The sequence below is a fragment of the Spongiivirga citrea genome (assembly GCF_010671565.1).
GTDB classification, from domain to species: Bacteria; Bacteroidota; Bacteroidia; order Flavobacteriales; family Flavobacteriaceae; genus Spongiivirga; species Spongiivirga citrea.
In genome coordinates this window covers 334221-358289 of record NZ_JAABOQ010000005.1, presented here as the reverse complement: position 1 = coordinate 358289, position 24069 = coordinate 334221, and the positions used below count along the sequence as shown (strand labels likewise).

The 24069-nt window shown below is 36.2% G+C and carries 25 protein-coding genes and 2 tRNA genes; 5 read left to right on the top strand and 22 right to left on the bottom strand.

Annotation, left to right across the window (positions count from 1 at the left end; translation table 11 throughout):
* Window positions 1-46 precede the first annotated feature (46 nt).
* The 16 genes from GWK10_RS13585 to cyoE form a co-directional block, all read right to left on the bottom strand.
* Complete coding sequence (locus GWK10_RS13585) at window positions 47-1495, bottom strand: TolC family protein (protein WP_164032925.1); 1449 nt, start codon at window positions 1493-1495, stop codon at window positions 47-49.
* 109 nt (window positions 1496-1604) lie between these two features.
* A complete protein-coding gene (locus GWK10_RS13580) occupies window positions 1605-2744 on the bottom strand; it encodes an efflux RND transporter periplasmic adaptor subunit (RefSeq protein ID WP_164032924.1) in 1140 nt (379 codons plus the stop codon).
* Window positions 2745-2779: 35 nt separating this feature from the next.
* Complete coding sequence (locus GWK10_RS13575; RefSeq protein ID WP_164032923.1) at window positions 2780-4045, bottom strand: ABC transporter permease; 1266 nt, start codon at window positions 4043-4045, stop codon at window positions 2780-2782.
* Between the two features lie 20 nt (window positions 4046-4065).
* Window positions 4066-5295 carry an ABC transporter permease gene (locus GWK10_RS13570; protein WP_164032922.1) on the bottom strand — a complete coding sequence of 410 codons (1230 nt, stop codon included), beginning with the start codon at window positions 5293-5295 and terminating at the stop codon, window positions 4066-4068.
* A complete protein-coding gene (locus GWK10_RS13565) occupies window positions 5288-5989 on the bottom strand; it encodes an ABC transporter ATP-binding protein (protein WP_164032921.1) in 702 nt (233 codons plus the stop codon). Before GWK10_RS13565 ends, GWK10_RS13570 begins: the two co-directional genes overlap by 8 nt.
* 180 nt (window positions 5990-6169) lie before the next feature.
* Window positions 6170-7288 carry an efflux RND transporter periplasmic adaptor subunit gene (locus tag GWK10_RS13560; protein WP_164032920.1) on the bottom strand — a complete coding sequence of 373 codons (1119 nt, stop codon included), beginning with the start codon at window positions 7286-7288 and terminating at the stop codon, window positions 6170-6172.
* A gap of 35 nt (window positions 7289-7323) precedes the next feature.
* Window positions 7324-8580, bottom strand: coding sequence for an ABC transporter permease (locus tag GWK10_RS13555; RefSeq protein ID WP_164032919.1), 1257 nt, complete (start codon window positions 8578-8580; stop codon window positions 7324-7326).
* 23 nt (window positions 8581-8603) lie between these two features.
* On the bottom strand, window positions 8604-9848 hold the full coding sequence (locus GWK10_RS13550; RefSeq protein WP_164032918.1) for an ABC transporter permease: 1245 nt from the start codon (window positions 9846-9848) through the stop codon (window positions 8604-8606).
* A gap of 162 nt (window positions 9849-10010) precedes the next feature.
* Window positions 10011-10169: a FeoB-associated Cys-rich membrane protein gene (locus GWK10_RS13545; protein ID WP_204263150.1), complete on the bottom strand. Its 159-nt coding sequence runs from the start codon at window positions 10167-10169 to the stop codon at window positions 10011-10013.
* Window positions 10170-10317: 148 nt separating this feature from the next.
* Complete coding sequence (locus GWK10_RS13540) at window positions 10318-10854, bottom strand: DUF420 domain-containing protein (protein WP_164032917.1); 537 nt, start codon at window positions 10852-10854, stop codon at window positions 10318-10320.
* Window positions 10854-11591, bottom strand: a complete 738-nt coding sequence (locus tag GWK10_RS13535) for an SCO family protein (RefSeq protein WP_164032916.1) — start codon at window positions 11589-11591, stop codon at window positions 10854-10856. Before GWK10_RS13535 ends, GWK10_RS13540 begins: the two co-directional genes overlap by 1 nt.
* A 6-nt stretch (window positions 11592-11597) precedes the next feature.
* Window positions 11598-12248 (bottom strand): hypothetical protein, encoded by a 651-nt coding sequence (locus GWK10_RS13530; protein WP_164032915.1) that lies wholly within the window; start codon window positions 12246-12248, stop codon window positions 11598-11600.
* A gap of 121 nt (window positions 12249-12369) precedes the next feature.
* Complete coding sequence (locus tag GWK10_RS13525) at window positions 12370-12753, bottom strand: cytochrome C oxidase subunit IV family protein (protein ID WP_164032914.1); 384 nt, start codon at window positions 12751-12753, stop codon at window positions 12370-12372.
* A gap of 34 nt (window positions 12754-12787) precedes the next feature.
* Window positions 12788-13765 carry a cytochrome c oxidase subunit 3 gene (locus GWK10_RS13520; protein ID WP_164032913.1) on the bottom strand — a complete coding sequence of 326 codons (978 nt, stop codon included), beginning with the start codon at window positions 13763-13765 and terminating at the stop codon, window positions 12788-12790.
* Between the two features lie 48 nt (window positions 13766-13813).
* Window positions 13814-14395: a cytochrome c oxidase subunit 3 gene (locus tag GWK10_RS13515; protein ID WP_164032912.1), complete on the bottom strand. Its 582-nt coding sequence runs from the start codon at window positions 14393-14395 to the stop codon at window positions 13814-13816.
* On the bottom strand, window positions 14396-15304 hold the full coding sequence (cyoE, locus tag GWK10_RS13510) for a heme o synthase (protein WP_164033139.1): 909 nt from the start codon (window positions 15302-15304) through the stop codon (window positions 14396-14398).
* A gap of 487 nt (window positions 15305-15791) precedes the next feature.
* On the opposite strand from cyoE, the gene GWK10_RS13505 reads away from it, so the two are divergent.
* Window positions 15792-16679: an MBL fold metallo-hydrolase gene (locus GWK10_RS13505; RefSeq protein WP_164032911.1), complete on the top strand. Its 888-nt coding sequence runs from the start codon at window positions 15792-15794 to the stop codon at window positions 16677-16679.
* A 54-nt stretch (window positions 16680-16733) separates the two neighbouring features.
* Here GWK10_RS13505 and GWK10_RS13500 read toward each other — a convergent pair whose 3' ends face one another.
* From GWK10_RS13500 to tssD, 5 genes are all read right to left on the bottom strand, one after another.
* Complete coding sequence (locus tag GWK10_RS13500; RefSeq protein ID WP_164032910.1) at window positions 16734-17516, bottom strand: energy transducer TonB; 783 nt, start codon at window positions 17514-17516, stop codon at window positions 16734-16736.
* Between the two features lie 155 nt (window positions 17517-17671).
* Complete coding sequence (locus tag GWK10_RS13495; RefSeq protein ID WP_164032909.1) at window positions 17672-18382, bottom strand: energy transducer TonB; 711 nt, start codon at window positions 18380-18382, stop codon at window positions 17672-17674.
* A gap of 67 nt (window positions 18383-18449) precedes the next feature.
* Window positions 18450-18845: a VanZ family protein gene (locus tag GWK10_RS13490; protein WP_317164695.1), complete on the bottom strand. Its 396-nt coding sequence runs from the start codon at window positions 18843-18845 to the stop codon at window positions 18450-18452.
* On the bottom strand, window positions 18838-19218 hold the full coding sequence (gene gcvH, locus GWK10_RS13485) for a glycine cleavage system protein GcvH (protein ID WP_164032907.1): 381 nt from the start codon (window positions 19216-19218) through the stop codon (window positions 18838-18840). The genes GWK10_RS13490 and gcvH overlap by 8 nt, the downstream gene beginning before the upstream one ends.
* Window positions 19219-19375: 157 nt before the next feature.
* Complete coding sequence (tssD, locus tag GWK10_RS13480; RefSeq protein ID WP_164032906.1) at window positions 19376-19762, bottom strand: type VI secretion system tube protein TssD; 387 nt, start codon at window positions 19760-19762, stop codon at window positions 19376-19378.
* Window positions 19763-19950: 188 nt separating this feature from the next.
* Between tssD and GWK10_RS13475 the strand changes: the two genes are divergently transcribed.
* Window positions 19951-20022: transfer RNA gene (locus GWK10_RS13475), tRNA-Gly, on the top strand.
* A gap of 20 nt (window positions 20023-20042) precedes the next feature.
* Window positions 20043-20128, top strand: a tRNA-Leu gene (locus tag GWK10_RS13470).
* 39 nt (window positions 20129-20167) lie between these two features.
* Here the strand turns inward: GWK10_RS13470 and GWK10_RS13465 are convergent.
* Complete coding sequence (locus GWK10_RS13465; RefSeq protein WP_164032905.1) at window positions 20168-20653, bottom strand: hypothetical protein; 486 nt, start codon at window positions 20651-20653, stop codon at window positions 20168-20170.
* Window positions 20654-20781: 128 nt separating this feature from the next.
* On the opposite strand from GWK10_RS13465, the gene GWK10_RS13460 reads away from it, so the two are divergent.
* Window positions 20782-23073, top strand: a complete 2292-nt coding sequence (locus tag GWK10_RS13460; RefSeq protein ID WP_164032904.1) for an FdhF/YdeP family oxidoreductase — start codon at window positions 20782-20784, stop codon at window positions 23071-23073.
* A gap of 193 nt (window positions 23074-23266) precedes the next feature.
* Complete coding sequence (locus tag GWK10_RS13455) at window positions 23267-24067, top strand: hypothetical protein (RefSeq protein WP_164032903.1); 801 nt, start codon at window positions 23267-23269, stop codon at window positions 24065-24067.
* The last annotated feature ends 2 nt before the right edge of the window (window positions 24068-24069 follow it).

Here is a 24069-nt window from a genome sequence, read left to right as displayed (position 1 = left end):
TCTGAAAAGAATTTAATGGTATTTTAAATAGCTTATTTCCTATTTACTATCGTATATCCGTGATCGGTATACCGAAGTAAAATTCTAACACCTTCGTTAAAAAGATATAGTTGTACTTAGTACGCACTACTTCAGCTTCTGCTTGAATAAGGCGTTGTTTCGTTTGATTAAAATCAAAAGAATTTAATAAACCTACATTGAAACGCTCTTGTGAATATTCAAAAGCGGTTTGTCTTGCTTGTAAGGTTTTTTGCGCTGCTTCAAAAGCTTTTCCTGCTCCCAAAGCATCGTTATAAGCTTGATTAACCGTAGTTTCTAAGTTCAATTTTTCTTGTTCAAAATTGAATTTTGCTCGTTTCAAAGCAATTTCACTTCGCTTTACACTATTTCGAGAACGAAAGCCATTTAAAATAGGAATACTTAAACTTGCGCCAAAACGGTGACCGTCGTTACGACTAAATTGATCAAAGTAAGGATCAGCTTTTTCGGTAATTGGCGATGCAATAAAGTTAGGGGTTATCACATTTTGTCCAGTACCTTCCACCGTACCAATCGTTTGTGTTGGGTTTGTAGGATCTACTGTTAAATCAGTACCTACTCGAATATCATTATTAGATGCTCTCGTATCATAGCTATAAAATGCATCTAAAGAAGGTAGCATGCCCCCTTTTGCAATTTTCACATCTTTCTCTGCAATCTGGACTGCCATTTCAGAAACTTTAATATCGTTTCTAAACGTCAAAGCCTTTTCGTAAATCGACTTAGGGTCGTTATCGAATATAACGGTTGTTGGCACAAGATAGTCGTCATCCGAGATATCAAAATTCTCATAATCCGTAATCAACAAAGCTTGAGCTAACGAAATTTTCGAAAGACGTAATGCATTTTCAGCATTAACAATGCTTTGTTCTAAGGTCGCGGCAGTAGCTTCAATTTCTAACAAATCACCTTTTGGCACTACACCAGAATCAACTAACTCTTTTGTACGCTCTAGGTCTTGCCTTGTAGACTCGAACTGAGCATTCTGAACTTTTAAAGACTCCCGATTAAATACTACTTGTAAATACGAGTTTGCCACTAATAAGCGAATATCATCCTTTATATCATCTAACTGGTATTGATTAGAAAGAATAGCCAAATTAGCACGATGCAACCTATTTACATTTTGTAAGCCACCAAAAACATTCACTCCAAGGTCCATTCTTGCCGACGTAAATTGGGTCGTTAGATTTTCAAGTAAACCCGTTGTAATATTTTGGTTCAGACCAATATTCCAAGAATGTGATGCGGATGCATTAAGGCTTGGTAAAAAGTTGCCTACTGCTCCTTTTTTATCAACCTCAGCACCTTCAACATTCAATTCTGATTGTTTTACGGTAATATTATTTTCTATTGCGTAGTCAACACATTCCCTCAAGGTCCATTTCTTTACCTGAGCTTGAATGGTCATTGTTAAAGAGAGTGCTAAACCTGCACCTATTAATTTAATTTTCATTGACTTGATTTTTATGATTGATTTGATTGATGATACCCTATTCAACCTTTTAAAAAAGGTCAAACAAAGTTTTGGTTATTTAGTTTATTTATTTTGTCCTATCGAATGATTAATCAGCTACTTCTTCGCCTGCTTCATCATCATCTTCACCTTCTTTCTTCTTAGGTTCAGTTTGATTCCAAACTTTAATCTTATCGCCTTCTACAAGACCTTCTAAGACTTCGATATTAACTCCGTCAGAAATTCCTGTTTTAATATCACGACGTTCAAAAGTTTGATCACCTGTTGAGATTTCTACGTAAGGCTCATTAGTTTCTTTATCGAATTGTAACAATGCTTCTTTAATAGCAAGCACATCTTCTTTTTTATCAAGTACTAAAGATGCATTTGCACTATATCCGGCACGGACATAAAAATTTTCTTCTAGGTAAACATCCCCTTCAATTCTGAACTGAACTGCACCTTGCTCTTCATTACCTTTAGGAGCAATGAACTTTAACTTTGCTTCAAATTCTTGATCTTCGATAGCACCTAAACTCACTTTTAAAGGCATTCCTACCTGAAGCTTTCCAACCTCTCCTTCATCAACTTTACCTTCAAAGATCATTTTTTTCATATCAGCAATAGTTGCAACCGTAGTACCTGCATTAAAGTTGTTACTTTGTATTACTTGGTCACCTTCCTCAACCGGAATCTCTAAAATTGTACCGCTTACCGAAGCGCGAATGTTAGTGATTGCCTGAGCTCCACCTGTTGATCCTTGACGAATAATTTGCAGATCATTACGGGCATTTTGAAGTTCTTGCTTGGCTTGATCATAGCGCAACTGAATATTCTGGAAATCTTGTTGAGAGATTACCCCTTTATCGAAAATATCTTTATTACGATCAAAATCGATTTTCGCATTTCTAAGTGTTATTTCAGCATTACGAACTCGACCTCTAGCACCATTTAACGATTGTTCATTAGGCACTACTTTAATTTTTGCAATAAGATCTCCCGACCGAACCTCTTTTCCTTCTTCAACAAATATTTTTTCAATAATACCCGTAACCTGAGGTTTTACCTCAATTTCTTCTTCAGGAACTACCTTACCCGTAGCGACTGTCTTTTGTTCGATATTTGTTTTAAAAGGGCTCTCTGTCTTAAATGTAATAGGTGATTTGCTATTAGACTTTATAAAAAAGGCAGCGGCAAATAATGCTCCTAAAACAAAGACTGCGATTAATATGTATTTTAAAATTTTCATTGTATTTGTTTAATTATATAAGGTTGTTATCTAGTTTACTCTTCTCTTAATGCATCAATTGGCTTTATACTCACGGCACGTTGGGCGGGGATCAATCCGATTAATGTGCCTAAAATGATCATTATTAAAAATGCCCCTACCAAATAAGGAATCGGCACCGTTGGATTAGTATAAGGGAAATCAGATCCTGCTGTCTGTTTGTCGATTATCCATAACGTGAAAGCTCCCAAAATAATTCCCATAATACCTGCTAGTATTGTTAATGTAACAGCCTCCATAAGTATTTGACCTCTAACCTCTGACGGTGTTGCGCCTAAGGCTCTTCGAACTCCTAGTTCTTTAGTACGTTCTTTTACTGATATTAATAAGATGTTACCGATACCTATTACTCCGGCCAGGATACATGCAATACCTACTACAAGTGACAGGAAATTTATTCCTTTTGCAAAACCGGTAATTCTGTTAAATATCTCCCCTAAATTAAAAGTGCCAAATGCTCTTTCATCATCAGGATGTACTTTGTGAACACTTTTTAAAACAGCTTTTATTTCTTCTTCAACAGCCACAACATCAGCATCATCATAGGCTGCAATTGAAAACCAGTCGACATTTTGCCCTGTATTATACAATTTTCTATACGTTGAGAAAGGAATAAACACATCGCTATCACTTTCAAATCCACCACCAGGAACGAACTTATGTACACCAATTACTTGAAAATATATGTCATCAATTCTGATATACCCTCCTACAGCTTCTTCATCCTCATCAAAAAGTTCGCGCTGCGTACGTTCTCCGATCACACAGACTTTTCTGTTGTTTTCTATATCTGAATCATTAATAAATCGGCCTCCATCATAAATCTTCTTGGTTGCTATTTTTGTAAATACAGGAAAATCTCCATAAATCGTATAATTACCCGTCTTTTGACCTCTTACAACTTGAGCTCCTCCACTGCCATCAAAAACGCCTTTCGCATTTCTTGGTGCGACATATTGAATCTCTGGAATTCTATTGGTTAATGTCGTAGCATCTTCCATCTTTAAACGAAGTGGTCTTCCTGTCTTAAAACCAGCATGTGGCATACTTGTACTTTGCGCCCATGCGAATAAACTGTTCATCGCTACATTCTCGAATGCTCTTTCAAAACCATTGTCCATTCCTTTTGCAGCACCAGAAAGTCCGATGTAGATAAAAACACCCCAAAGAACTCCCACAATAGTGATTGCAGTACGAAGTTTATTCTTCCCTATTGAGGCAAAGATCTCACTCCAAACATCTCTACTAAAAAGTAACTTCATGATTGTCTTTATTTAGGTTATTATTCATCTCTTAATGCTTCTATTGGTTTAATTCTAGCAGCTCTTCGCGCTGGTATAAAACCTGCAAGTGCTCCAAAAAGAATTAACAAAATGGTTGCAAAAATTGCCGTTCCCATTCCGATATAAGGATTTTTAATAAAATATTCATCCAATGAATCCTTTATGCCGCTCAACACTCCAATGCCTAAAAACATACCGATATAGCCAGCAATAGTTGTAATAAACACTGCCTCCTGTAGTACCATATTTATCACCGATTTTGGTGTTGCGCCTAATGCCTTTCTAATACCAAGCTCTTTAGTACGTTCCTTTACCACAAACAACATAATCGTACCTACACCTATCATTCCGAAGACGAGTGTTCCAATCGCAATCGTACCAAAAATATATTGAAGAACGGTAGCAAATTGTTGATTCTGCTTTAATTGATCAGCTACATTTCTGATAAAAATACCACCTTGATCATCAGGTGCAATATTCTTTTTATCCTTTAAAAACTTTGATAATGATCTTTCAAATGCAAGACCTCCTTGGTGACCCAATTCAGGTTTAAAAGCAACGATAATTTGACCTAGCTTGTCATTATTCTTTTCAATTAGTTGTCTTGTTGTATAGGATAAATAGATATATCGTTCTTCATTATCACCTCCATCATCTTGAAAAACTCCAACTACCTTCCAGGCAATATCTCCCATATCGATATACTTACCAATAGGGTCTTCCCCTTTAAAAAGGTCTTTTGCAACTAGTCGGCCTATTACTACATTTTTAGTTCGTTTTTCAATATCATATTCATTGAGATATCGTCCTTTCATCATAATCGTCTTTTCGACAAATTGATGTCCGGGTGCAACTGCTCTAGTGGTATAGTTATTTGATTCGTTCTTATATTTTACAAAGGCCCCTCTAGTAATTCTTGGAGTGATATACTGCACAAACATTGGGAAGTTCTTTTTGATATCTTCCAGATCATTGTTTTCCCACTGTATAAATCGATTTGACTTAAAGCCCTTATATGGCTTTGTTGTTTTACCTGCAAAAAGAAATAATGTATTGGTAGCATCATCAAGAAAAAACTCCTGAAAGGTATTTTTCAATCCGTTTCCAAAACCAACAAGTACTACAAAAATGAAAATACCCAAAGCAACCGCAAACCCAGTTAAAAAGGTTCGTAGCTTATTCTTTGAAATCGTTTGAAATATTTCCTGCCAGCGGTCGCGACTAAACATACTCTGATGCTCTAACTTGTTCTATTTTTTCGTCTTTCTCTATAATGCCATCTTTTAAATGCACTATACGTTTGCACATTTTAGCAATGTCCTCTTCGTGTGTTACCACCAAAATGGTATTTCCTTCATCGTTAATTTTTTGAATCAACTCCATTACTTCGTATGAGGTAGTACTATCTAGTGCTCCAGTAGGCTCATCTGCGAGTAATACTTTAGGCTCAGATGCCATTGCACGTGCTATAGCAACACGTTGTTTTTGTCCACCAGAAAGCTCACTAGGCAAGTGTGTTGCCCATTCGGCTAAACCAACCTGACCTAAATATTTTAATGCTTTCTCTTGACGCTCTTTTCTTGAAACTCCTTGGTAGTATAATGGCAATGCGACATTTTCCATTGCCGTTTTATAGTTAATAAGGTTAAAGGATTGAAAAATGAATCCTAAAAACTTATTGCGATACTGCGCTGCCTTTTTTTCATTCAAATTTTTAATAGGAACGCTGTCTAAAGTATAGCTCCCTTCGTCGGCAACATCTAACATTCCTAATATGTTAAGTAAGGTTGATTTTCCAGAACCTGAAGAGCCCATTATGGCAACAAGTTCTCCTTCTTCTACATTAAAATCGATTCCTTTTAAAACATGTAGGGAGTTACTCCCCATTATATAAGACTTATGAAGATCTTTTATTTCAATCATGGTCAGTTATTTAGTTAATACAAGATTACACATTTGTATTCTTGAACTATATTAAAACTATGTTAAGCGTTTGGCGTAGCACCGTTTATGGTATGTAAGACTATTGGGTTAGCGTTATGTTACAAGCTGCTATGTGAATGTTTTGTTAAAGTATTTAACAAGTTGGGAATAAACTAAGTTCTAGTTATCATTCTCCTCTTCTGGCTCTTCAATTTCATTCCACACTTTTATTTCATCACTTTCGGAGATACCGCTTTTTATTTCAAGATATAAACCATCACTAATACCAATTTCAATATCCTTCCGCTCAAATTGCTGAGGCCCCGAAGCTACTTCTACAAAAGGCATCTTTGTTTCCTTATCAAATTGAACTAATGCTTCTTTTATTGCTAGCACATCGTTGGCTTTTCCTAAGATGATGCTTGCATTGGCACTTAATCCGGCACGTATAAATGTTGAATCTTGTTTTTTGAGCGTTCCTTTTATTTCAAATTGAATAGCTCCATTCTCCAACTTTCCCTTAGGCGCTATATAATCTAACACGGCATCGAAGGTGGTGTTTTCGATAGCTCCCACAGTAATTTCTAAAGGAAGCCCTTCTTTGATCTTACCAACCTCAGATTCATCAACTTTACCTTCGAAGATCATTTTATTTACATCTGCCAACGCGGCAATGGTTGTACCTTCATTAAAGTTGTTGCTTTCAATGACCTGATTTCCCTTTTCGACAGGAACTTCTAAAACCATACCTGCAACGGTAGATCGTATTAAGGTATTAGCAGAACTTCCCAAGCCTTTTGTACTACCAGTCTTCACAATATCGTAACGCTGATTTGCAGCATTATAGCCTTGTAATGCTTGTTTGTAAGTAACTTCAGCTCGCTCTAGGTCTTGCCTTGAGATGACACTTTTACCAAATAACTCTTGTTGGCGGTCATAATTTCGCTTTTCATTGTCTAAGGTAATCTTAGCAGTGTTTATGCCATTTCTAGCCTCATTTAATGAGTTTAAATTAGGGATTACTCGAATCTTAGCAAGTAAATCGCCTTCCTTCACATAATCTCCACCTTCCACATAAACTTCCTGGATTACACCAGAGATGTTTGGTTTGATGAGCACCTCTTCTAAAGGAAGAATACTTCCTGTGGCAACCGCCTTTTTCACAATATTGCGAGTTGTCGGTTTTTCAATTTCATAAACCACGGGGTCTTCATTATTTTTTGAATACAAATAGTATAAGGACCCACCAAACAACACTACAATTAGGAAGAGGATGATAATGGTTACTGATTTTTTCATTTTGGTTACTGTTTAAAATTGATTTTGATTGATGATTATTCTGTTCGTAATGCCTCTACAGGCTTTATTTTTATAGCATTTTGAGCGGGAATAAATCCAGCGAACAATCCAGCGACTATTAAGATAGTTAATGCAATGGTTACTACGCCTAAGTTAACACTAGGATTCGCAAACATATCTACTGGTCCACTTGCATCAAGCAGGCTGTTAATTGCATAAATAAATAGTGTTCCAAGAATAATTCCCGTCATACCCGATATGATCGTTAAAAATACTGATTCGGTTAAAATCTGCGAGCGAATATTAGATGGAGGCGCTCCAAGTGCTCTTCGAATTCCAATTTCTTTAGTGCGTTCCTTTACAACGATTAACATAATATTGCTAACACCAATAACTCCGGATAACAACACCATAATACCTACGAAATATGCGATAAATCGAATACCGCCAAACAAGCTTTCTACTCTCCCATATTCTCGATGTAAATCGAAATGACCTATAGCGCGTTGATCTTCGGGATGAATCTTATGATTTTTTCGCACTACCTTAAAAATATCTTCTTTTATAGAGGTAATAGGAACACCATCCTGAGCAGTAATTGCCATCCAACCTACCGCTTGACCCATATTGAAGGCTTGAGAAAATGCAGTAAATGGTGTGTAAATTTCTTTTTGAGCACCTTCATTACCATCACTATTGACCTTTTTATAAGTCCCCACCACCATAAAATTCACTCCATTGATCTTGATATAAGAGCCTAAAACTGATTCATCCTTTTCGTATAAAATCTTTTTAACTCCTTCACCAATTACAGCTACCTTTCTTTTTTCATTGATATCGTTGTAATTCACAAAGCGGCCGCTTGTAATTTTCATCGGCTCCTGTTTGATGATATCCGGATAATCACCATATACATCAAATGCACCTGTTTTCAGACCCCGTACTACGTTATCATTGCCTTCAAAATCACCTATTTGATTTCTTGGTGAAATGATATCTATACCCTTTACACTTTCTCTTATATCTGATACATCCGTGATTTTGTAATTAAACCTTCTGTTCTTAGGCATACCCATATAAGGTTTAGTGGCAGTGCGGGTCCACATAAATATGGTGTTTGTAGCTGTATCGCCAAACTCTAAATTGATTCCATTTTCAAAACCTTTACCAGCAGCTAGCAGAATGATCAAAATGAAAATTCCCCAGAATACTCCAAAGGCTGTGAGTACTGTTCTAAACCAATTAGAGGTCAGTGTTTCTATTATTTCTTTCCAACGATCGCGATTAAACATCTTTTCTAGTCTTTTGTTTGAGATTATTCGTCACGTAATGCTACAATTGGTTGAATTCGCGCTGCTCTCCAAGCTGGAAAAAACCCAGCTAATGCACCTGCAAAAATTAATACAAATACCATTGTAAGTGCTGTATTAAAATCAACTGATGGGTTTACAATGTAATCTACCTCGATACTTGGGCCAACTAATTCAAAAAGCCCCATGCTAAATATAAGTCCAGTAAAGCCAGCTAGTGCCGTCACAAAAATTGATTCGTGAAGGATCATTCCAACCACTGCCCATGGTTTTGCCCCTAGAGCCTTGCGAATACCAATTTCTCGCGTTCGTTCTTTTACTACAATTAACATGATATTGCTTACCCCAACAACTCCAGCGATGATTGTACATATACCGACAAACCAAAAGAATAAGGCAATATTACTCGCCAAACTATAGTAGCGTTTTGCTTCTTCTAAAGCACTAAACACTCTAATTGCACTTTCATCATTTGGTGCGATTGTATTTACCTGTTTTAAATAGGTTTCATAGTCTTTAACGAACTCCTTTGACCGAGCCACTGCTGCGTCAAAATCAGCATCCTCCTTTAAGGTAAATGCAATATTATTTACTCTGTTTTGACCGTTAAAAACCGTCTGTGCGGTAGTTCTTGGTATGTAAACACGATTTTCTTCTCGCTCGCCCCCATTGTCAATAAATACTCCTATTATTTTAAAATTAAAACGAGAAAGTTCTAGATACTCACCAAGTGGATCTTCTTCCTTATCCATCATTTCGCGATACACTTTATTACTAATTACAACCACTTTTGCATTAGAAGCCATATCAGCTTGATTAATAAAGCGCCCCATAGTCATACTAACATTTTCTATTTCTTGATAGTCAGGCGAAATCCCTTGAATGCCATAGGAACCAGACTCCCCTTTATAAGTAATTGTAGCGCGAACACGAGAAACACCTGAACTTGTCTCCAAATATTCATCAAGCGCATCATTAGCGTAATCTATATTTTCATTTTTTAACCAAATAGAGCGACCTGGATTAAGACCTTTAAATTCTTTGCTTGTTGGATTTGTCCAAACCCAAACACGGCTAGTCGCATCGGCTTCAAACTCATGGCGAATGCCATTTTGAAATCCTTGACCAAAACCTAATAAAATAACAAGAATGAATATACCCGAGGCAACGGATAAACCTGTAAGAAACGTACGGAGTTTGTTTTTGCGTATAGCATCAAACAATTCCTGCCAACGATCGATATCGAACATGTGGTTACTGCTTTTTGATTGATTAGTTTTGAGACGTAAATCCCATGTGGGTGATGAGGCCACGCTTAATAGACTACTATGTGATTAAAATGTTACAGAAAAAACGAAAAAAAATAAATTAATTTTTGTCTGTTCAATATCACCATAGGTATTTGCAAAAGTTTAAACGGTATTATTCTTAGATTTTTTAACCATTCTGTAAATAAGATACCCCACTACAGCTACCAAAATATAAGGTATCGCCATTAGGAAAACAATGCCATTATTAATGCCCTCTGCTAGTCCATTATCTCCTGAAGATTCTAGTGCAGCGCGACACATAGCACATTGGGCGTTTGTTAAGGATGATGTAATTAGGGTAAAAGCTGTTAGTGTAACTAACTTTAAGCTCTTGAACCTCTCCACCCTACTGGCACCAATCCTTAAAAAGGAGAGGAATTCATTGTTTGTTTTTATGTTTTTTTGGCGGTTACGCATAATATGGTGATATCATTAGATACACTATTACTCCAGTTACGGCAACATATAACCAAATAGGAAATGTAATTTTTGCTATTTTTTTATGCCGTTGATAATTCCCCGCTATTGCCCGAACATATGTAATTAGAACAAAAGGTATAACACCAATGGATAACACTATATGTGTTAGAAGAATAAATAAATAGATGTATTTTACCATTCCCTCTCCGCCAAATTTGGTCGATTCTGATGTCATGTGATAGGCGACATACATTGCTAAAAAGGCAACCGAACATGCGATAGCCGTTTTCATGATATTTTCATGAAGCTTTCTATTTCCTTTTTTGATAACCACAACGGCGCAGACCAAAAGAATTGCCGTTATACCATTTATTGTTGCGTAAATAGGAGGTAAAAATCGTAAAGGCTCAACATTTGGAATCTTAACTGTAAATAACACAGCCACCACTAAAGGGATAGCAATTGATAGTACCACAATCCATTTATTGTACTTCTTTTCTTTATCTAGATTTAACTCTTCGCTCATTACTCTTTCAATAACTTTTTAATGTCTTCAATTAAAATTGAGATTTGCTCGGGTTCGTCGTCTCTATTTTCTCCTTGCTCTCGAGTCACCGTTCCGCGATAATACACGATAGGGTTGGCATATTTATCTTTTCTTGATCGTATAAAACCTTCCTTGTCGATTAATGCGAAAAATCCGGAATGCTCAAAACCGCCAGCTACATTTTTATTTTCTTTTGCAAAGATGTTGAAGCCAGTATTTGATAGTTCATAAAGACGCTCCTTATCGCCTGTCATGAAATTCCAGTTCGGATTGTCAATCTTATATTTCTCGGCATATTTTTTTAGCATGAGAGGTGTATCATGCTCAGGATCGATGGTAAATGAGGCGAAACCTAAGTTATCATTCCCTTTGAATTCATTTTGTATTTCTACCATATTGGCATTCATAATCGGGCAGATAGACGGACAACGTGTAAAGAAGAACTCTACTAAATACACCTTGCCTTTATAATCATCATTAGTGATATATAAACTATCCTGATTAACAAATGCGAACGCTGGCACTTTCTTAGGAACTCCGTTTACTTCTATGTATGACAAGCTTCCTTTGTTTGCTTGCACTTCAGCCGACGCACTCATTCTATCATTACGAATGACATCGTTCTTTTGTATGCGATCTACAATTTTCGGAACGAAGATGATTCCAAATACCAAGATAACTAACGCAACACCTATATATGAATACTTTCCTTTCACGAGGTTCTATTTTTTTCTGTTAGCACTATTCTTTTTTAACGCCAGTCTATACTCCGCCAGAACTATTTTTACGTCATCTTTCATCTTATCTCCTAATTCTTCAATCGAATTTGGATTATAACCATACAATGTACCTACATCTTCATCGTCATTACGACCACGTAAGTTTCGTTCTTTATCGATAATAAAAATCTTGCTACATGCAAGGTTATTATCTAATACCTGATCTGTTTTTAAACTTGAGAAAAAACTAGTTATCGCTTCATCTGCTCCGAATACAAACTTCCATCTAGATGTGTCACCATATTGACCGAGCTCAGTCAAAATTTTATTAGCGGCATCTTCTGTTCCCTTAGGCAATACCATAACAAACTGAAAGTCTTTAAACTGATAAAAAGGCTTATATATTTTTTCGTTTAAGTTGAATGCTAGTCCGCGTTGCTCGAAAGCATCTTTACCCAAAAATCCCAATATTGAGATATGGGTGTCTAGTGTTATTTTTTCAGCTGAAAGCCCATTGAAATTATCAAGCTCACTTACTTGTGACGAAAGCACTGGTAGTTTATAAAAATTGTTTACCCCCGACAAAAAGAAAAGATAGACTACCAAAGGCAAAATGAATAATGAGCCAAGTACAAAGTACTTTTTAAACTGCATAGCGTGTTTATTTTACTGCAAAAATACGACCCGATCGATGCTTTGGCAAAAACAATATCATAAAACAACAGGATATAAAAAAAGCAGCCATAAAGCTGCTTTTATATTGTTTCACCAAAGATTAGAAATCCCATGCTGTATGTCCATTTTCCCAAACATTACGAATGTAATCGCCTTCTACCAATAGAATGGTAATAAGGTATACAATCAAGAATACACAGGTCCATACAATTGCCCTGCGCAACCATTTTGTCTCATCACGCAGGTGCATAAAGTCCCATGCAATATAATATGCTTTTACTAAAGTTAGGATGATGAATATCCAGTTAAGAGCTTTCATTCCTATTGGACTAAAATCCATCAAAAATGCAGGTTTGTAAATACCTAAAGCCACCTCGATTGCCGTAACAATAGTTAGGAAAATTAATACTCCCCAAATTTTCTGTACGTTATTTTTAAACTTTAATGTTCCTTGAAATATTGCTAATTTATGTTCGTGTCCCATTTGTTAAAAGGAATTTCTTTTTATTCAATAATAATTAAACTAGGTAGAAGAATGTAAATACAAATACCCAAACTAAATCTACAAAGTGCCAGTACAATCCGACTTTTTCAACCATTTCATAGTGGCCTCGTTTCTCATAGGTACCTATAATCACATTAAAGAAAATGATTAAGTTAATGAGTACTCCCGAGAATACGTGGAAACCGTGGAAACCTGTAATAAAGAAAAAGAAGTCAGCAAATAGTCGAGATCCGTATTCGTTATGAACCAAATTTGCTCCTTCAACGGTCATTACACCTTCTTCAATTTTCTTCATTGATTCTGCGCGTGTCAAAACTGTTTTTTCTCCTTCTTCGTTAATAACTTGTGTACGAATTAATACGTCATCATTGGCTAAAAAACCAGCTTTAACATCAGCCATTGTGTAGGTTGGCAAGGTACCTTCATCTCTAAACCACAAGCCGTTTTTGCGCTCATGTGCTGTTCGTTCTGTTTCTGAGGCTGTAGTAAAGTCTGCCAGCGCGACTCGTTTACCTTCGTTATCAACAAATTGAAGTATTTGTCCACCACGTGTTTCAACAGCTCCAAAATCACCTTTAATAAAAGTTGCCCATTCCCAAGCTTGAGAACCTACGAAAATTGCTCCTCCTATGATGGTTAAGAACATATACCAAGCTACTTTGTTTTGTTGCATTTTATGACCCGCATCTACCGCTAATACCATTGTCACAGATGACATGATCAGGATAAAGGTCATAAAAGCTACATAAATCATTGGTTGGGGATCACCGTGATAAAACGGAATGTGGGTAAATACCTCATCGGCAATTGGCCATGATTCGATAAATTTAAATCGAGAGAAGCCGTATGCCGCTAGAAAACCAGAGAAGGTAAGCGCATCTGACATGATGAAAAACCACATCATCATTTTACCGTAACTCGCTTTAAAAGGCTGATTTCCGCCTCCCCATGTTTTTTCCTCAGTACCGGTTGTTATCGCCGTAGAATCCATAAACTTTTTAGCTGTTTAAATAAAGGTTCAAATTTACGTTTTTTAAAATTATTTTAAGAAATAAAAAAACAGAAATAGTACTAGCCACATAATGCCTAAAAAATGCCAAAACTGTTCTCCTAATTCCATACCCAACATGCTAGTCGGAGTATATTTTTTTCTTAAATGTTGAATTGTTACTACCACTACAGCAATTAGTCCAGATAGTACATGGGCCAAATGAAAAGCAACAATAATATATAAGAATGAAATTTTCGCATTGCTTTGTGCTCCTGTAAAGTAATACCCTTCCGCAATGATTTGGCCGAAACCACTAAATTGAAGGAATACAAATAAGATCCCTATTAGCAATGTTATTGCAAGCATAAAACTTGCTTTACCATGTTCTCCTTTTGCAGTTAATTTTCTTGCAACCAAAAAAGTAATACTACTCGCTAAAGCAGTAAATAGGTTGATCACAAATGATGATGGCAATACAAAATCGGTTATCCAATCAGGGCGTGAACTACTTACAATGTAGGCACTGATTAATCCTGCGAATGCCATGATCATACTGCCAATCGCAAAATAAAGCATCATTTTTTTCGAACGACGTCTTTTTTCCTCGAAAGTTCCTTGTGTTAAATCCATTTAAGCTTGTATAAATTTGTCGACCACATACACAATTTGAATAAGTGTAATATATAGTACACTCGCCAGCATTAAACCACGAGCCGTTTTATTATCCATTTTACGATACAGCTTTATCGCCCAATACATCATATAGAATCCCAATCCCGCGATTACTATTGCTGCTACCACTGACAAATGCAGCGATCCTGTTAGACCTAATACTGGAAAAACTGATGCAATAATTAACCAAATAGTGTACATTATTATTTGCAGCGCCGTGGCTTTATCTTTTTTGCCCGTAGGAAGCATTATGAATCCTCCCTTTTTATAATCATCATCTAACATCCATGCCAATGCCCAAAAGTGTGGAAATTGCCAAAAAAATTGAATCATAAACAAAGTGCCAGGCTCGATACCAAAATCATTGGTAGCGGCAACCCAACCTAACATAAACGGAATCGCACCTGGAATAGCACCAACAAATACTGATAATGGCGTTTTTGTTTTCAGCGGTGTATAAACGCTTGTATATAAGAATATCGATATCGCACCAAACATTGCTGTTTTTGGATTGATAATATATAAGGTGAATAGGCCCAGTATTGTAAAACTGATTGCTATAAAAAGCGCCATAGAAACCGACATGCGTCCTGCAGGAATTGGTCTGTTCTTTGTTCGATCCATTAATACGTCCAGGTCTTTTTCAATGACCTGATTGAACGCATTGCTCGCCCCTACCATAAAATACCCCCCTATTGTAAGGAGTAACACCACTAACATATCAACCGAAGGTGCGCCTAAAAGATATCCTGCAACAGAAGAAAACACTACACTCAAAGACAAGCGAACCTTAGTGATTTGCTTAAAATCTTCAAAAAAAAGCGCAAATGAGAATGATTTTTCGGCAGTTTCCAATGCGGATTTGATATGAGACATGTGTCGTTTTTCTTACTTTATAGCAAAAGCGGTGCAAAGATACGATACACAGGGTTTTTAACCCAAAAACGAAAGCGTTAAATTAAAAAATTCCAAACTCCAAATTCCAAACTTCATTTTTTCAGCGTTAAGATTCCTATGAAAGATGAATTTGTAAAAGCTTAGCAGTTTGAATAATCAACTTTTCCAATCTCATATTCGTACCGTTGTACTTCGATATTTTTATTGTTAACACCGGAAACACGAAACATTATACATAGAAGAAAATACCTAATCAAAACTAATGACCAAATACAATTGCCTCATTTCCAAAATTTAATTCTTAGAGCTAGACCTTGGGATTTGGAATTTTCTTTTATTGAAATTTCAATTAACAACCAGTTCTTCTATTGAAATACCAAATAGTGATAAATTCTGTAAGGTTTAAGCAATTCTACCTACCTTTTACTCACCATTTAAAAAACCAAACAAAGACACTATGAAATATCTTTTCTCATTTTTTGTGCTAGCACTCACTTTCTCAATATCGAAGGCCCAGCAAAAAGAAGTGACCATTACCTCCGAAAAACTATCTGATAACACCTATGTGCTTTTTGGTCGTGGAGGAAATATTGGCATTCAGACAGGTGAAGATGGGGTTTTTATGATCGATGATCAGTTTGCAAATATCACACCGAAAATCTTGGAAGCTATTAGAAAATTAAGTGATAAACCTATTAAGTTTCTGCAGAACACCCATCACCATGGCGACCATACTGGTGGAAATGAAAATATAGCCAAAGAAGGTGCCATCATTGTTGCACATGAAAATGTACGCAAGCGTATGGCTAACAACACAAAAAATAGAGATGGGAGTCCGCGTGCAGTGATTAAGTCAGCCTTACCAGTAATCACCTTTAAAGAAGATGTTGCTTTCCATTTTAATGGAGAAGACATTATGGTTTTCCACGTTCATAATGCGCATACCGATGGTGATGCCATTGTATACCTGGCCGGAAGTAATGTATTGCATATGGGCGACACACATTTCAATGGACGATACCCATACATTGATATAAATTCAGGCGGAAGCGTTGAGGGATATATCAACGCAAACAAAAAAGCCCTAATGATCATTAATGATGATACTAAAATCATTCCGGGTCATGGCCCGGTTGGTAGCAAAACCTCACTTGAAGCTTATATTAAAATGCTTGAAGAAATTACTGCGAATGCCAAAGCTAAAATAGTAAGTGGAGCAAGTAAAGAAGACTTTATAAAAGATGCTTCGATTACTAAGAAATATGATGATAAAGGCTATGGGAGTGGATTCATAAACTCAGAACGAATGCGCGTTACGTTGTTTGCGAGTTTAACTGCGCAATAGCCCCTCACCTAAATCCTCTCCCAAAGGAGAGGACTTGATAAGGAATAAATCAGATTATTTCAATTGGAATGTAATCGGCATACTGAAGGTTACGTTTACATTGTGAATACCTTGTTTACCAGGAACCATTTTAGGAAGTTTACCAATGATTCTGGTAGCCTCTTTTTCTAATATTTTATGAGGACCTCTTAATTGTAAGTCTACAATATTTCCATTTTTATCAATGGTAAATGTTGTATAGACTTTACCTGACAAACCAAGATCAACGGCTGACCCTGGATATCTAAATGTCTTTCTTACATGTTCCTTCATTCCTTCTTCAAAACACATACGCTGTTCAGCTTCAGGCACATCAAGACATTCTTCGAACATTGGGACTTTCTCTACTAAGTCAGCAGGAATTTTAAAATCATCTCCAGGACCATTATCAACTATAACATTATCCGGATTAAAAGGTTCGCCAGTAGTTTCTGGGGCAACATCAAGATCTAGACCAGAATCTAATTTAGTATCATCCGGAACAATATCTAATTCTAATGGAATAACTACTTTCTTTTTCTGTTGCTTAACAATCTTCTCAGCTTGAACCTCTTCATAAATTTTAAACTCGGAAATTGTGTAAGTAACATCTTCATCAAGAACTTCGGGTTCATTTAAGGCTACCTCTTCTTTTGGCACCTCAACCTCAATCACAAAATAAACGGCTAGCAAGGTTAAAACCATTGCAATGGCGAAAGTGAGACCATTGTTTTTTTGTAAATTGGCATCATGTTTACTGTACTTCTTTGCAGGAGCATGACGGCCATCATGCTTCACTGCATTCTTTTTTGAACTCATAATAAAAGTGTTAATGTTAATATTATGAAAAGAACACAATAAGCATACCAAAAAACCCTGACGCATGTCGTCAGGGTTTTACTATTAGAAATAAAATTTTATCGCATAAAAAATCCCGTTTTAAACGGGATTTTTATATATCTAAGACTTAATGCTTATTGTAACTTAAAGGTGATAGGAATACTAAATGGTACTCGTACAGCACGTCCTCTTTGCTTACCTGGTGTCATTTTCGGAAGCTTATCGATAATACGTCTTGCTTCTTTACCTAAATTCTTATCCGGGCTTCTCATACGGATGTTTCCGATACTTCCATCCTTCTGAATTACAAAGTTTACATATACACGTCCTTGCACTCCCATTTCTTGAGCAATCTCAGGATAACGGAAATTCTTACGAATATGCTTTTGAATTTTTTCTTGGAAACATGCTCTGCGTTGGCTCTTTGCAACACCTTCGCAACCAGGGAAAATTGGCACATCTTCAATTACAGCAAAAGGAACGTCTACGTCTTCGAACTCCTCTTCTACCTCAACGTCTTCAACATCCTCTACAACCTCATCTTGATCACTTTCAGTATCATCAACAACAGTTTCTTCTACTTCTTCCTCATCCTCTACAACTTCAATCACTTCAGGTGCAGCTGGTGGCGGTGGTGGCGGTTGTGTTTGCAACTGCTCCGTAATTGGAATTTCTTCATCTAACTCTTCATCAACATTCATCATTCCAATAAACGCCTCGTCAGGATCATAAGTTTTATGCTCGATACCGATGTAAATAGCCAATAATGCTATTACCAGACCGATGGCAAAATATAGCCCTATGTCCTTGTTTAAATCTGCTTTTGGATTCTTCTTTGGTTCCATTTAATAAAATTTTGCTGTTTGCTAAAATAACTATTTACTTTAAAAAACGAATAACTATTTATTCTTTTTAACGCTTACCAACAAGCTTTGACCGTGAAATTATAAAACATGCGACCAAAATGCCTGTTGTGTTTGCGAGCGCATCTCGCCAATCTCCCGAACGGGTCGTGGTAACATTCGCCTGCAATATTTCAATTAAAACACCATACAGAAACGAACCAATTGCCACTACTGCAAGTATTTTTAAAACTTTATTTGATAGTTTTATTCCTTTAAAAAGCAACAAAAACCATACCGTAGTACAGCCAAAGTAAAAAATAAAGTGACCTATTTTATCAGAATGTGGTATATCGATAAAATCAATTCCATCTACATCTTCTAACTCATCAAAAGAAGTAAGACTTAAATAGGTAATAAGTACTGTCCAGCCAATAGCTAGTAACCAATACCCTATTTTACGCACCAATTAATTCCTTATAGGCATCTGCACTCAATAGTCCATTGACCTCAGAGGCATCGCTTATTTTAATCTTGATCATCCAGCCATCACCGTAAGCATCGGTGTTTACTTTTTCAGGCTCGTCTTCTAAAGCTTCATTAAACTCGATTATTTCACCTGAAAGTGGCAAAAACAAATCAGAAACCGTTTTTACAGCTTCGACAGTACCGAAAATCTCATCTTTATCAAGAGTTTCATCAACAGTCTCTACTTCTACATATACTATATCACCAAGTTCTCCTTGTGCAAAATCGGTAATACCTACCGTTGCCACATCTCCTTCAATCGACACCCATTCGTGGTCTTTAGTATATTTTAATTCAGCTGGAATATTCATTATTTATTATAATTTGATTAAAGCGTAAAAATAACAGGAAAGTTAGAAAGTTGCAATCTAGATATTGCCAAATTTTACTTCATCCTTTCACCTGTTAAAACAAAAAAAAGGAACGCACAAGTACATTCCTTTTTCAATATTATTATTTGGTGATTGGTTATACCCACTCATTCATGTGAGAACCATTTCCTATTCCGATCTCTCTAGCTGAAATCGTCAATTTCTCTGTCATTGGGTTTCTACCAGTAGAATCAAAATTCTCTACGTATTTAACTGCGTACGCATCAGTAAAGTTTAATTCTTTAGCAGTTGCCTCAGTATCTCTTTTTAGAAAAGTGATCGTTCCACTTCTTAATTCGAAGTTATTGAACATCCAATCTGAAAGGCTTGTGTCGGCAGTAGATTCTACCTCAATAGTAATCATACCACCTCTTGTTACCGATGATGGACGACCGGTTGCATCAGTTTCCTGAAGTAATCCGTAGTTGCAGTTAAGTATATTATACTCCTTACCACTTACTTTAAGTTTTGCTTTAAAAGACATAATGTAAAAATTAAGATTATTATAAGTTGTAAACGTACACAAAAAATAGTTGGCTGCAAAACAATGAGTTGGTAATTCCCGGCTGTAATTCCGCAATATTTTTTTATAAAAAACGCTTTGGTATTATAGTAATTGTTTTAAATTTGCACCCGCATTTGAAAGTAATAGTTCTTTTAAATCGTATTTTTGCGAAAGTAGCTCAGGGGTAGAGCATCACCTTGCCAAGGTGAGGGTCGCGGGTTCAAATCCCGTCTTTCGCTCTGAAATATATACCAAGTATGCTGAAGTGGTGGAATTGGTAGACACGTTGGACTTAAAATCCAATGGGCAGTAATGCCCGTGCGGGTTCAAGTCCCGCCTTCAGTACAAGAAAAGCCGAATCTTACGATTCGGCTTTTTTGTTTTCTAAACTGATTGTTTTTTGACTTTCTCTTTACTCACCATATTATTATGCGCAATGATATGATCAAAAAGGGCATTAGGATTCTTGTAGTTATCTATTTTTGCTAGCTCTTCTATTGGAAATTTAAAATGATAGTGTTTTGTTTCTTCACCTAACTGAATACTAGTTTTGAAAAACACATGCGATAATTCCTGCGATTTCTCATTAAAAAATCTGCTTTTATGTAGTTTACTCAAACTAGATTGAATTTGCTTTATTGACGCTAGAATAATTACATTTTGATAGGTCGAGCGATCTAAGCCCTCAATTTCTAAATGCACTTTAGAAGCCATCACAAGATCATTTTCTTTTACAAAACAACGATCGCCAGTTTTTGACATTTCATCATTTACTTCTAGAATGATATCATTTTGTTTAACAATTGAAGTTTGCGCGAAAGAACATAAACAACCAAAAAGTAGAATCAAATAACATAGTAGCGCTTTCATAATTTCGAGTATTGGGTTATAAATAAGACAATTACACCAACCAATACCCTACCTATTCATCAGCACATTAACAAAATAAAAGCATTAAAACAGTTTGATTAAATCATCTATTTACCGAAATTTAAACTATGATCAATAACCGAAAAACTTCCGTTACTGGACCAACCACTTTTACGGGAATCGTCTTAAGCGAACCTAGTCAATATGCCGCTGGATTAGCCGGGGTAACAGTTGCTTTAAAACATACTTTTAAAGAAATGGGAGTCACCAGATCGATGGGCGCTTTGGCAAAAATGAATCAAAAAGATGGTTTTGATTGCCCTGGCTGCGCGTGGCCCGATCCGGTTAAACCATCCAAGGTTGCGGAATATTGCGAGAATGGCGCAAAAGCATTAGCAGAAGAAGCCACAACAAAAAAAGTGGATGCCAATTTTCTTTCTAAACACTCGGTTGAGGAACTCTCAAATTGGACAGATTATGAGATTGGAAAATCTGGCCGATTAACAGAGCCCATGATCCTAAAAGAAGGAAGTCTATATTATGAACCGATTTCGTGGGAAGATTCATTTAAACTAATTGCTAATGAACTGCATCAATTAAGTAATCCCGACGAAGCCATTTTTTATACTTCAGGACGATCGAGTAACGAAGCCGCTTTTTTATACGGATTATTCGTGCGGGCTTTCGGCACCAACAATATGCCCGACTGCTCAAATATGTGTCATGAATCTAGTGGTGTAGCATTGGGCGAAACTTTAGGTATAGGAAAAGGATCGGTAAAATTGGAAGATTTTGATCAAGCTGAAGTGATTATTGTCATGGGACAAAATCCGGGAACCAATCATCCCAGAATGCTTACCGCCTTAGAAAAATGTAAAAGAAATGGTGGACATATCATTAGTATCAACCCACTTGCAGAAGCTGGATTAATACGATTCAAAAACCCGCAAGAAATTGGCGGATTTATTGGTTCTGGGACTCAGTTAACGGATATTCATCTTCAGGTAAAAATAAATCAAGATGTATCCCTTTTAAAGTTGATCATTAAAAAATTAGCTGCGCTTGACAAGGAAAATAAAGGCGTTTTTGATCATGATTTCATTTCTACATATACCTCAGGTTATGATTCCGTTTTACATGATCTCGATCAGAATTCAGACGAACAATTGTTAGAATTATGCGGAGTTCCAGAAGCAGAAATTGATAAAGCAGTTGAGCTTCTAGCTACTAAAAACAGGATTATTATATGCTGGGCAATGGGACTTACACAGCATAAAAATGGTGTAGAAAACATTAAAGAATGTGTCAACTTGCTTCTGTTAAAAGGTAGCTTGGGCAAACCAGGATCGGGTACTTGTCCAGTTCGTGGTCATAGTAATGTTCAAGGAGATCGCAGTGTTGGAATTATGCATCATGTTTCACCTCAACTGAATAGCGCTATCAAAAAAACATTGAATTTCGATCCACCAGAAAAAGAAGGATTAGATACTGTTCATTGCATCAAGGCCATGCATGATAAAAAAGCTAATGTTTTTATCGCATTAGGTGGGAACTTCTTATCAGCAGTTGCCGATACCAACTATGCAGCCCAAGCACTCCAGAATTGTTCACTTACTGTACAGATAAGCACGAAGCTTAACCGAAGCCATTTAATTACGGGAAAAACAGCTTTGATTCTACCCACTTTAGGCCGATCCGAAAAAGATACTAAGGACGGTAAGCAGCGTTTCTTCACTGTTGAGAATAGCATGGGAAAAGTGCATCGCTCTAAAGGACTTTTAAAACCAGCATCTGACCAATTAAAAAGTGAACCTGAAATTGTTGGAGGTATAGCGGATGCTTACTTTAATGGAAATCATGTTGTCGATTGGAAAACCCTAGGAATGGACTATGATTTAATCCGAGAGAAAATCGAAGAAATCATTACCGCTTTTAAAGGACTTAGCAAAGAATCTGAAGGCAGTGGTTTTTACCTACCAAATAATGTACGCAATCTCGATTTTAGCAAGTTACCTAATGGCAAAGCCCAGTTTAGCGCGTGCAAATTACCAGACCACCAAATAAATGAAGACGAATTTATCTTAATGACTATTCGATCTCATGATCAATTTAACACCACTATTTACGGATTAGATGATCGATATCGTGGTATAAAAAACGAACGTCGTGTTGTATTTATGAATAAAGATGACATGAAACAACGCGGATTACAAAAATTAGATGTCATCAATCTAAAAAGTAATTATAATGATACGGTTCGTGAGGCGGTCAATTTTTTGGTGATTCCTTATGATATTCCAAAAGGCAATCTAGCTTCTTATTTTCCAGAAACAAACGTGTTGGTGCCTTATAACCATTTTGCGGACAAAAGTAATACGCCGATTAGTAAGTCGATAGTTGTGACGGTAGAGAAAGTCTAGCTGAAGAACACAATATTTTATAAATTTTATCAAGTGTCAGGTCGAATGATTTTTCTGAGACACGAAAGAAAAATTGTATCTGGACCTCATTCTTAGAACGGGTATCTGCATTTATCTTAATATATTATTAAATCGTTGTTTATAAGATTGTTGAATGCGATAAAATCTTAACTTTCTAACCAAAAGTATATACATGGCCCTACCTAATAAAAAGGTTATATTCTTATTTCTGACTTTTTTCACCTCAGTTTTTTATGCTCAGGAATTAGAAGAAAATCTGATTATTGGGAAGGTGTTCTCAAAGGACAGTGTCGAAGTTTCTAATATTCACATTCTTAATTTAACTCAAAAAAAAGCGACAATAACTAACAAAAAAGGTCTTTTCAGCATACATGCTAAAATTGGAGATACTTTACTACTCTCTTCAATTCAGTTTAAGAAAAAAATAGTTATTGACACTCTTATTATTAATCAGAAAATCACAAAAATTTTAATCGCTGAAAACTCAATTGAATTAAAAGAAGTCATTGTCACCCCAAACAACTTATCAGGATATTTAATTAATGATATGGGAAATTTAAATTTACCTAAACTACCTACCGCTGCAAATTCTGGCATTCCTAATGCTCATGTTAAAAGAAAAACGCAAAATGAAAGAAAATTCTATACTGCCCGAACATGGGATTTCAGGTTAACCTCTGTAAAATTAGACCCTATTATAAATGCAATTAGCGGGAGAACTGCTCGAATGAAAAGAAGAGTGAAACAAGAAAAGAAAGATTCAGAATACCAATCTTATTATCTAGCCTTAGGTGATTCCTTAGTAGTCAAAGAGCTACAAATTCCGAAATACAGAATATATGATTTCTATTTTTTCTGCGAAGAAGATCCTAGTTTCGATTCCATTACAAAAATTAAAAGTACTTGGGAGGTATGGAAATTCTTGAAATATAAAAGTACTGAATATCGAGTTTTAAATAATTTAGAAAGGTGAAA

Bases quoted from the DNA above. Each gene is read 5' to 3' on its own strand.
- GWK10_RS13585 (WP_164032925.1), bottom strand. From the start codon at position 1,495: ATGAAAATTAAATTAATAGGTGCAGGTTTAGCACTCTCTTTAACAATG.
- GWK10_RS13580 (WP_164032924.1), bottom strand. From the start codon at position 2,744: ATGAAAATTTTAAAATACATATTAATCGCAGTCTTTGTTTTAGGAGCA.
- GWK10_RS13575 (WP_164032923.1), bottom strand. From the start codon at position 4,045: ATGAAGTTACTTTTTAGTAGAGATGTTTGGAGTGAGATCTTTGCCTCA.
- GWK10_RS13570 (WP_164032922.1), bottom strand. From the start codon at position 5,295: ATGTTTAGTCGCGACCGCTGGCAGGAAATATTTCAAACGATTTCAAAG.
- GWK10_RS13565 (WP_164032921.1), bottom strand. From the start codon at position 5,989: ATGATTGAAATAAAAGATCTTCATAAGTCTTATATAATGGGGAGTAAC.
- GWK10_RS13560 (WP_164032920.1), bottom strand. From the start codon at position 7,288: ATGAAAAAATCAGTAACCATTATCATCCTCTTCCTAATTGTAGTGTTG.
- GWK10_RS13555 (WP_164032919.1), bottom strand. From the start codon at position 8,580: ATGTTTAATCGCGATCGTTGGAAAGAAATAATAGAAACACTGACCTCT.
- GWK10_RS13550 (WP_164032918.1), bottom strand. From the start codon at position 9,848: ATGTTCGATATCGATCGTTGGCAGGAATTGTTTGATGCTATACGCAAA.
- GWK10_RS13545 (WP_204263150.1), bottom strand. From the start codon at position 10,169: ATGTGTCGCGCTGCACTAGAATCTTCAGGAGATAATGGACTAGCAGAG.
- GWK10_RS13540 (WP_164032917.1), bottom strand. From the start codon at position 10,854: ATGAGCGAAGAGTTAAATCTAGATAAAGAAAAGAAGTACAATAAATGG.
- GWK10_RS13530 (WP_164032915.1), bottom strand. From the start codon at position 12,248: ATGCAGTTTAAAAAGTACTTTGTACTTGGCTCATTATTCATTTTGCCT.
- GWK10_RS13525 (WP_164032914.1), bottom strand. From the start codon at position 12,753: ATGGGACACGAACATAAATTAGCAATATTTCAAGGAACATTAAAGTTT.
- GWK10_RS13520 (WP_164032913.1), bottom strand. From the start codon at position 13,765: ATGGATTCTACGGCGATAACAACCGGTACTGAGGAAAAAACATGGGGA.
- GWK10_RS13515 (WP_164032912.1), bottom strand. From the start codon at position 14,395: ATGGATTTAACACAAGGAACTTTCGAGGAAAAAAGACGTCGTTCGAAA.
- GWK10_RS13505 (WP_164032911.1), top strand. From the start codon at position 15,792: ATGAAATATCTTTTCTCATTTTTTGTGCTAGCACTCACTTTCTCAATA.
- GWK10_RS13500 (WP_164032910.1), bottom strand. From the start codon at position 17,516: ATGAGTTCAAAAAAGAATGCAGTGAAGCATGATGGCCGTCATGCTCCT.
- GWK10_RS13495 (WP_164032909.1), bottom strand. From the start codon at position 18,382: ATGGAACCAAAGAAGAATCCAAAAGCAGATTTAAACAAGGACATAGGG.
- gcvH (WP_164032907.1), bottom strand. From the start codon at position 19,218: ATGAATATTCCAGCTGAATTAAAATATACTAAAGACCACGAATGGGTG.
- tssD (WP_164032906.1), bottom strand. From the start codon at position 19,762: ATGTCTTTTAAAGCAAAACTTAAAGTAAGTGGTAAGGAGTATAATATA.
- GWK10_RS13465 (WP_164032905.1), bottom strand. From the start codon at position 20,653: ATGAAAGCGCTACTATGTTATTTGATTCTACTTTTTGGTTGTTTATGT.
- GWK10_RS13460 (WP_164032904.1), top strand. From the start codon at position 20,782: ATGATCAATAACCGAAAAACTTCCGTTACTGGACCAACCACTTTTACG.
- GWK10_RS13455 (WP_164032903.1), top strand. From the start codon at position 23,267: ATGGCCCTACCTAATAAAAAGGTTATATTCTTATTTCTGACTTTTTTC.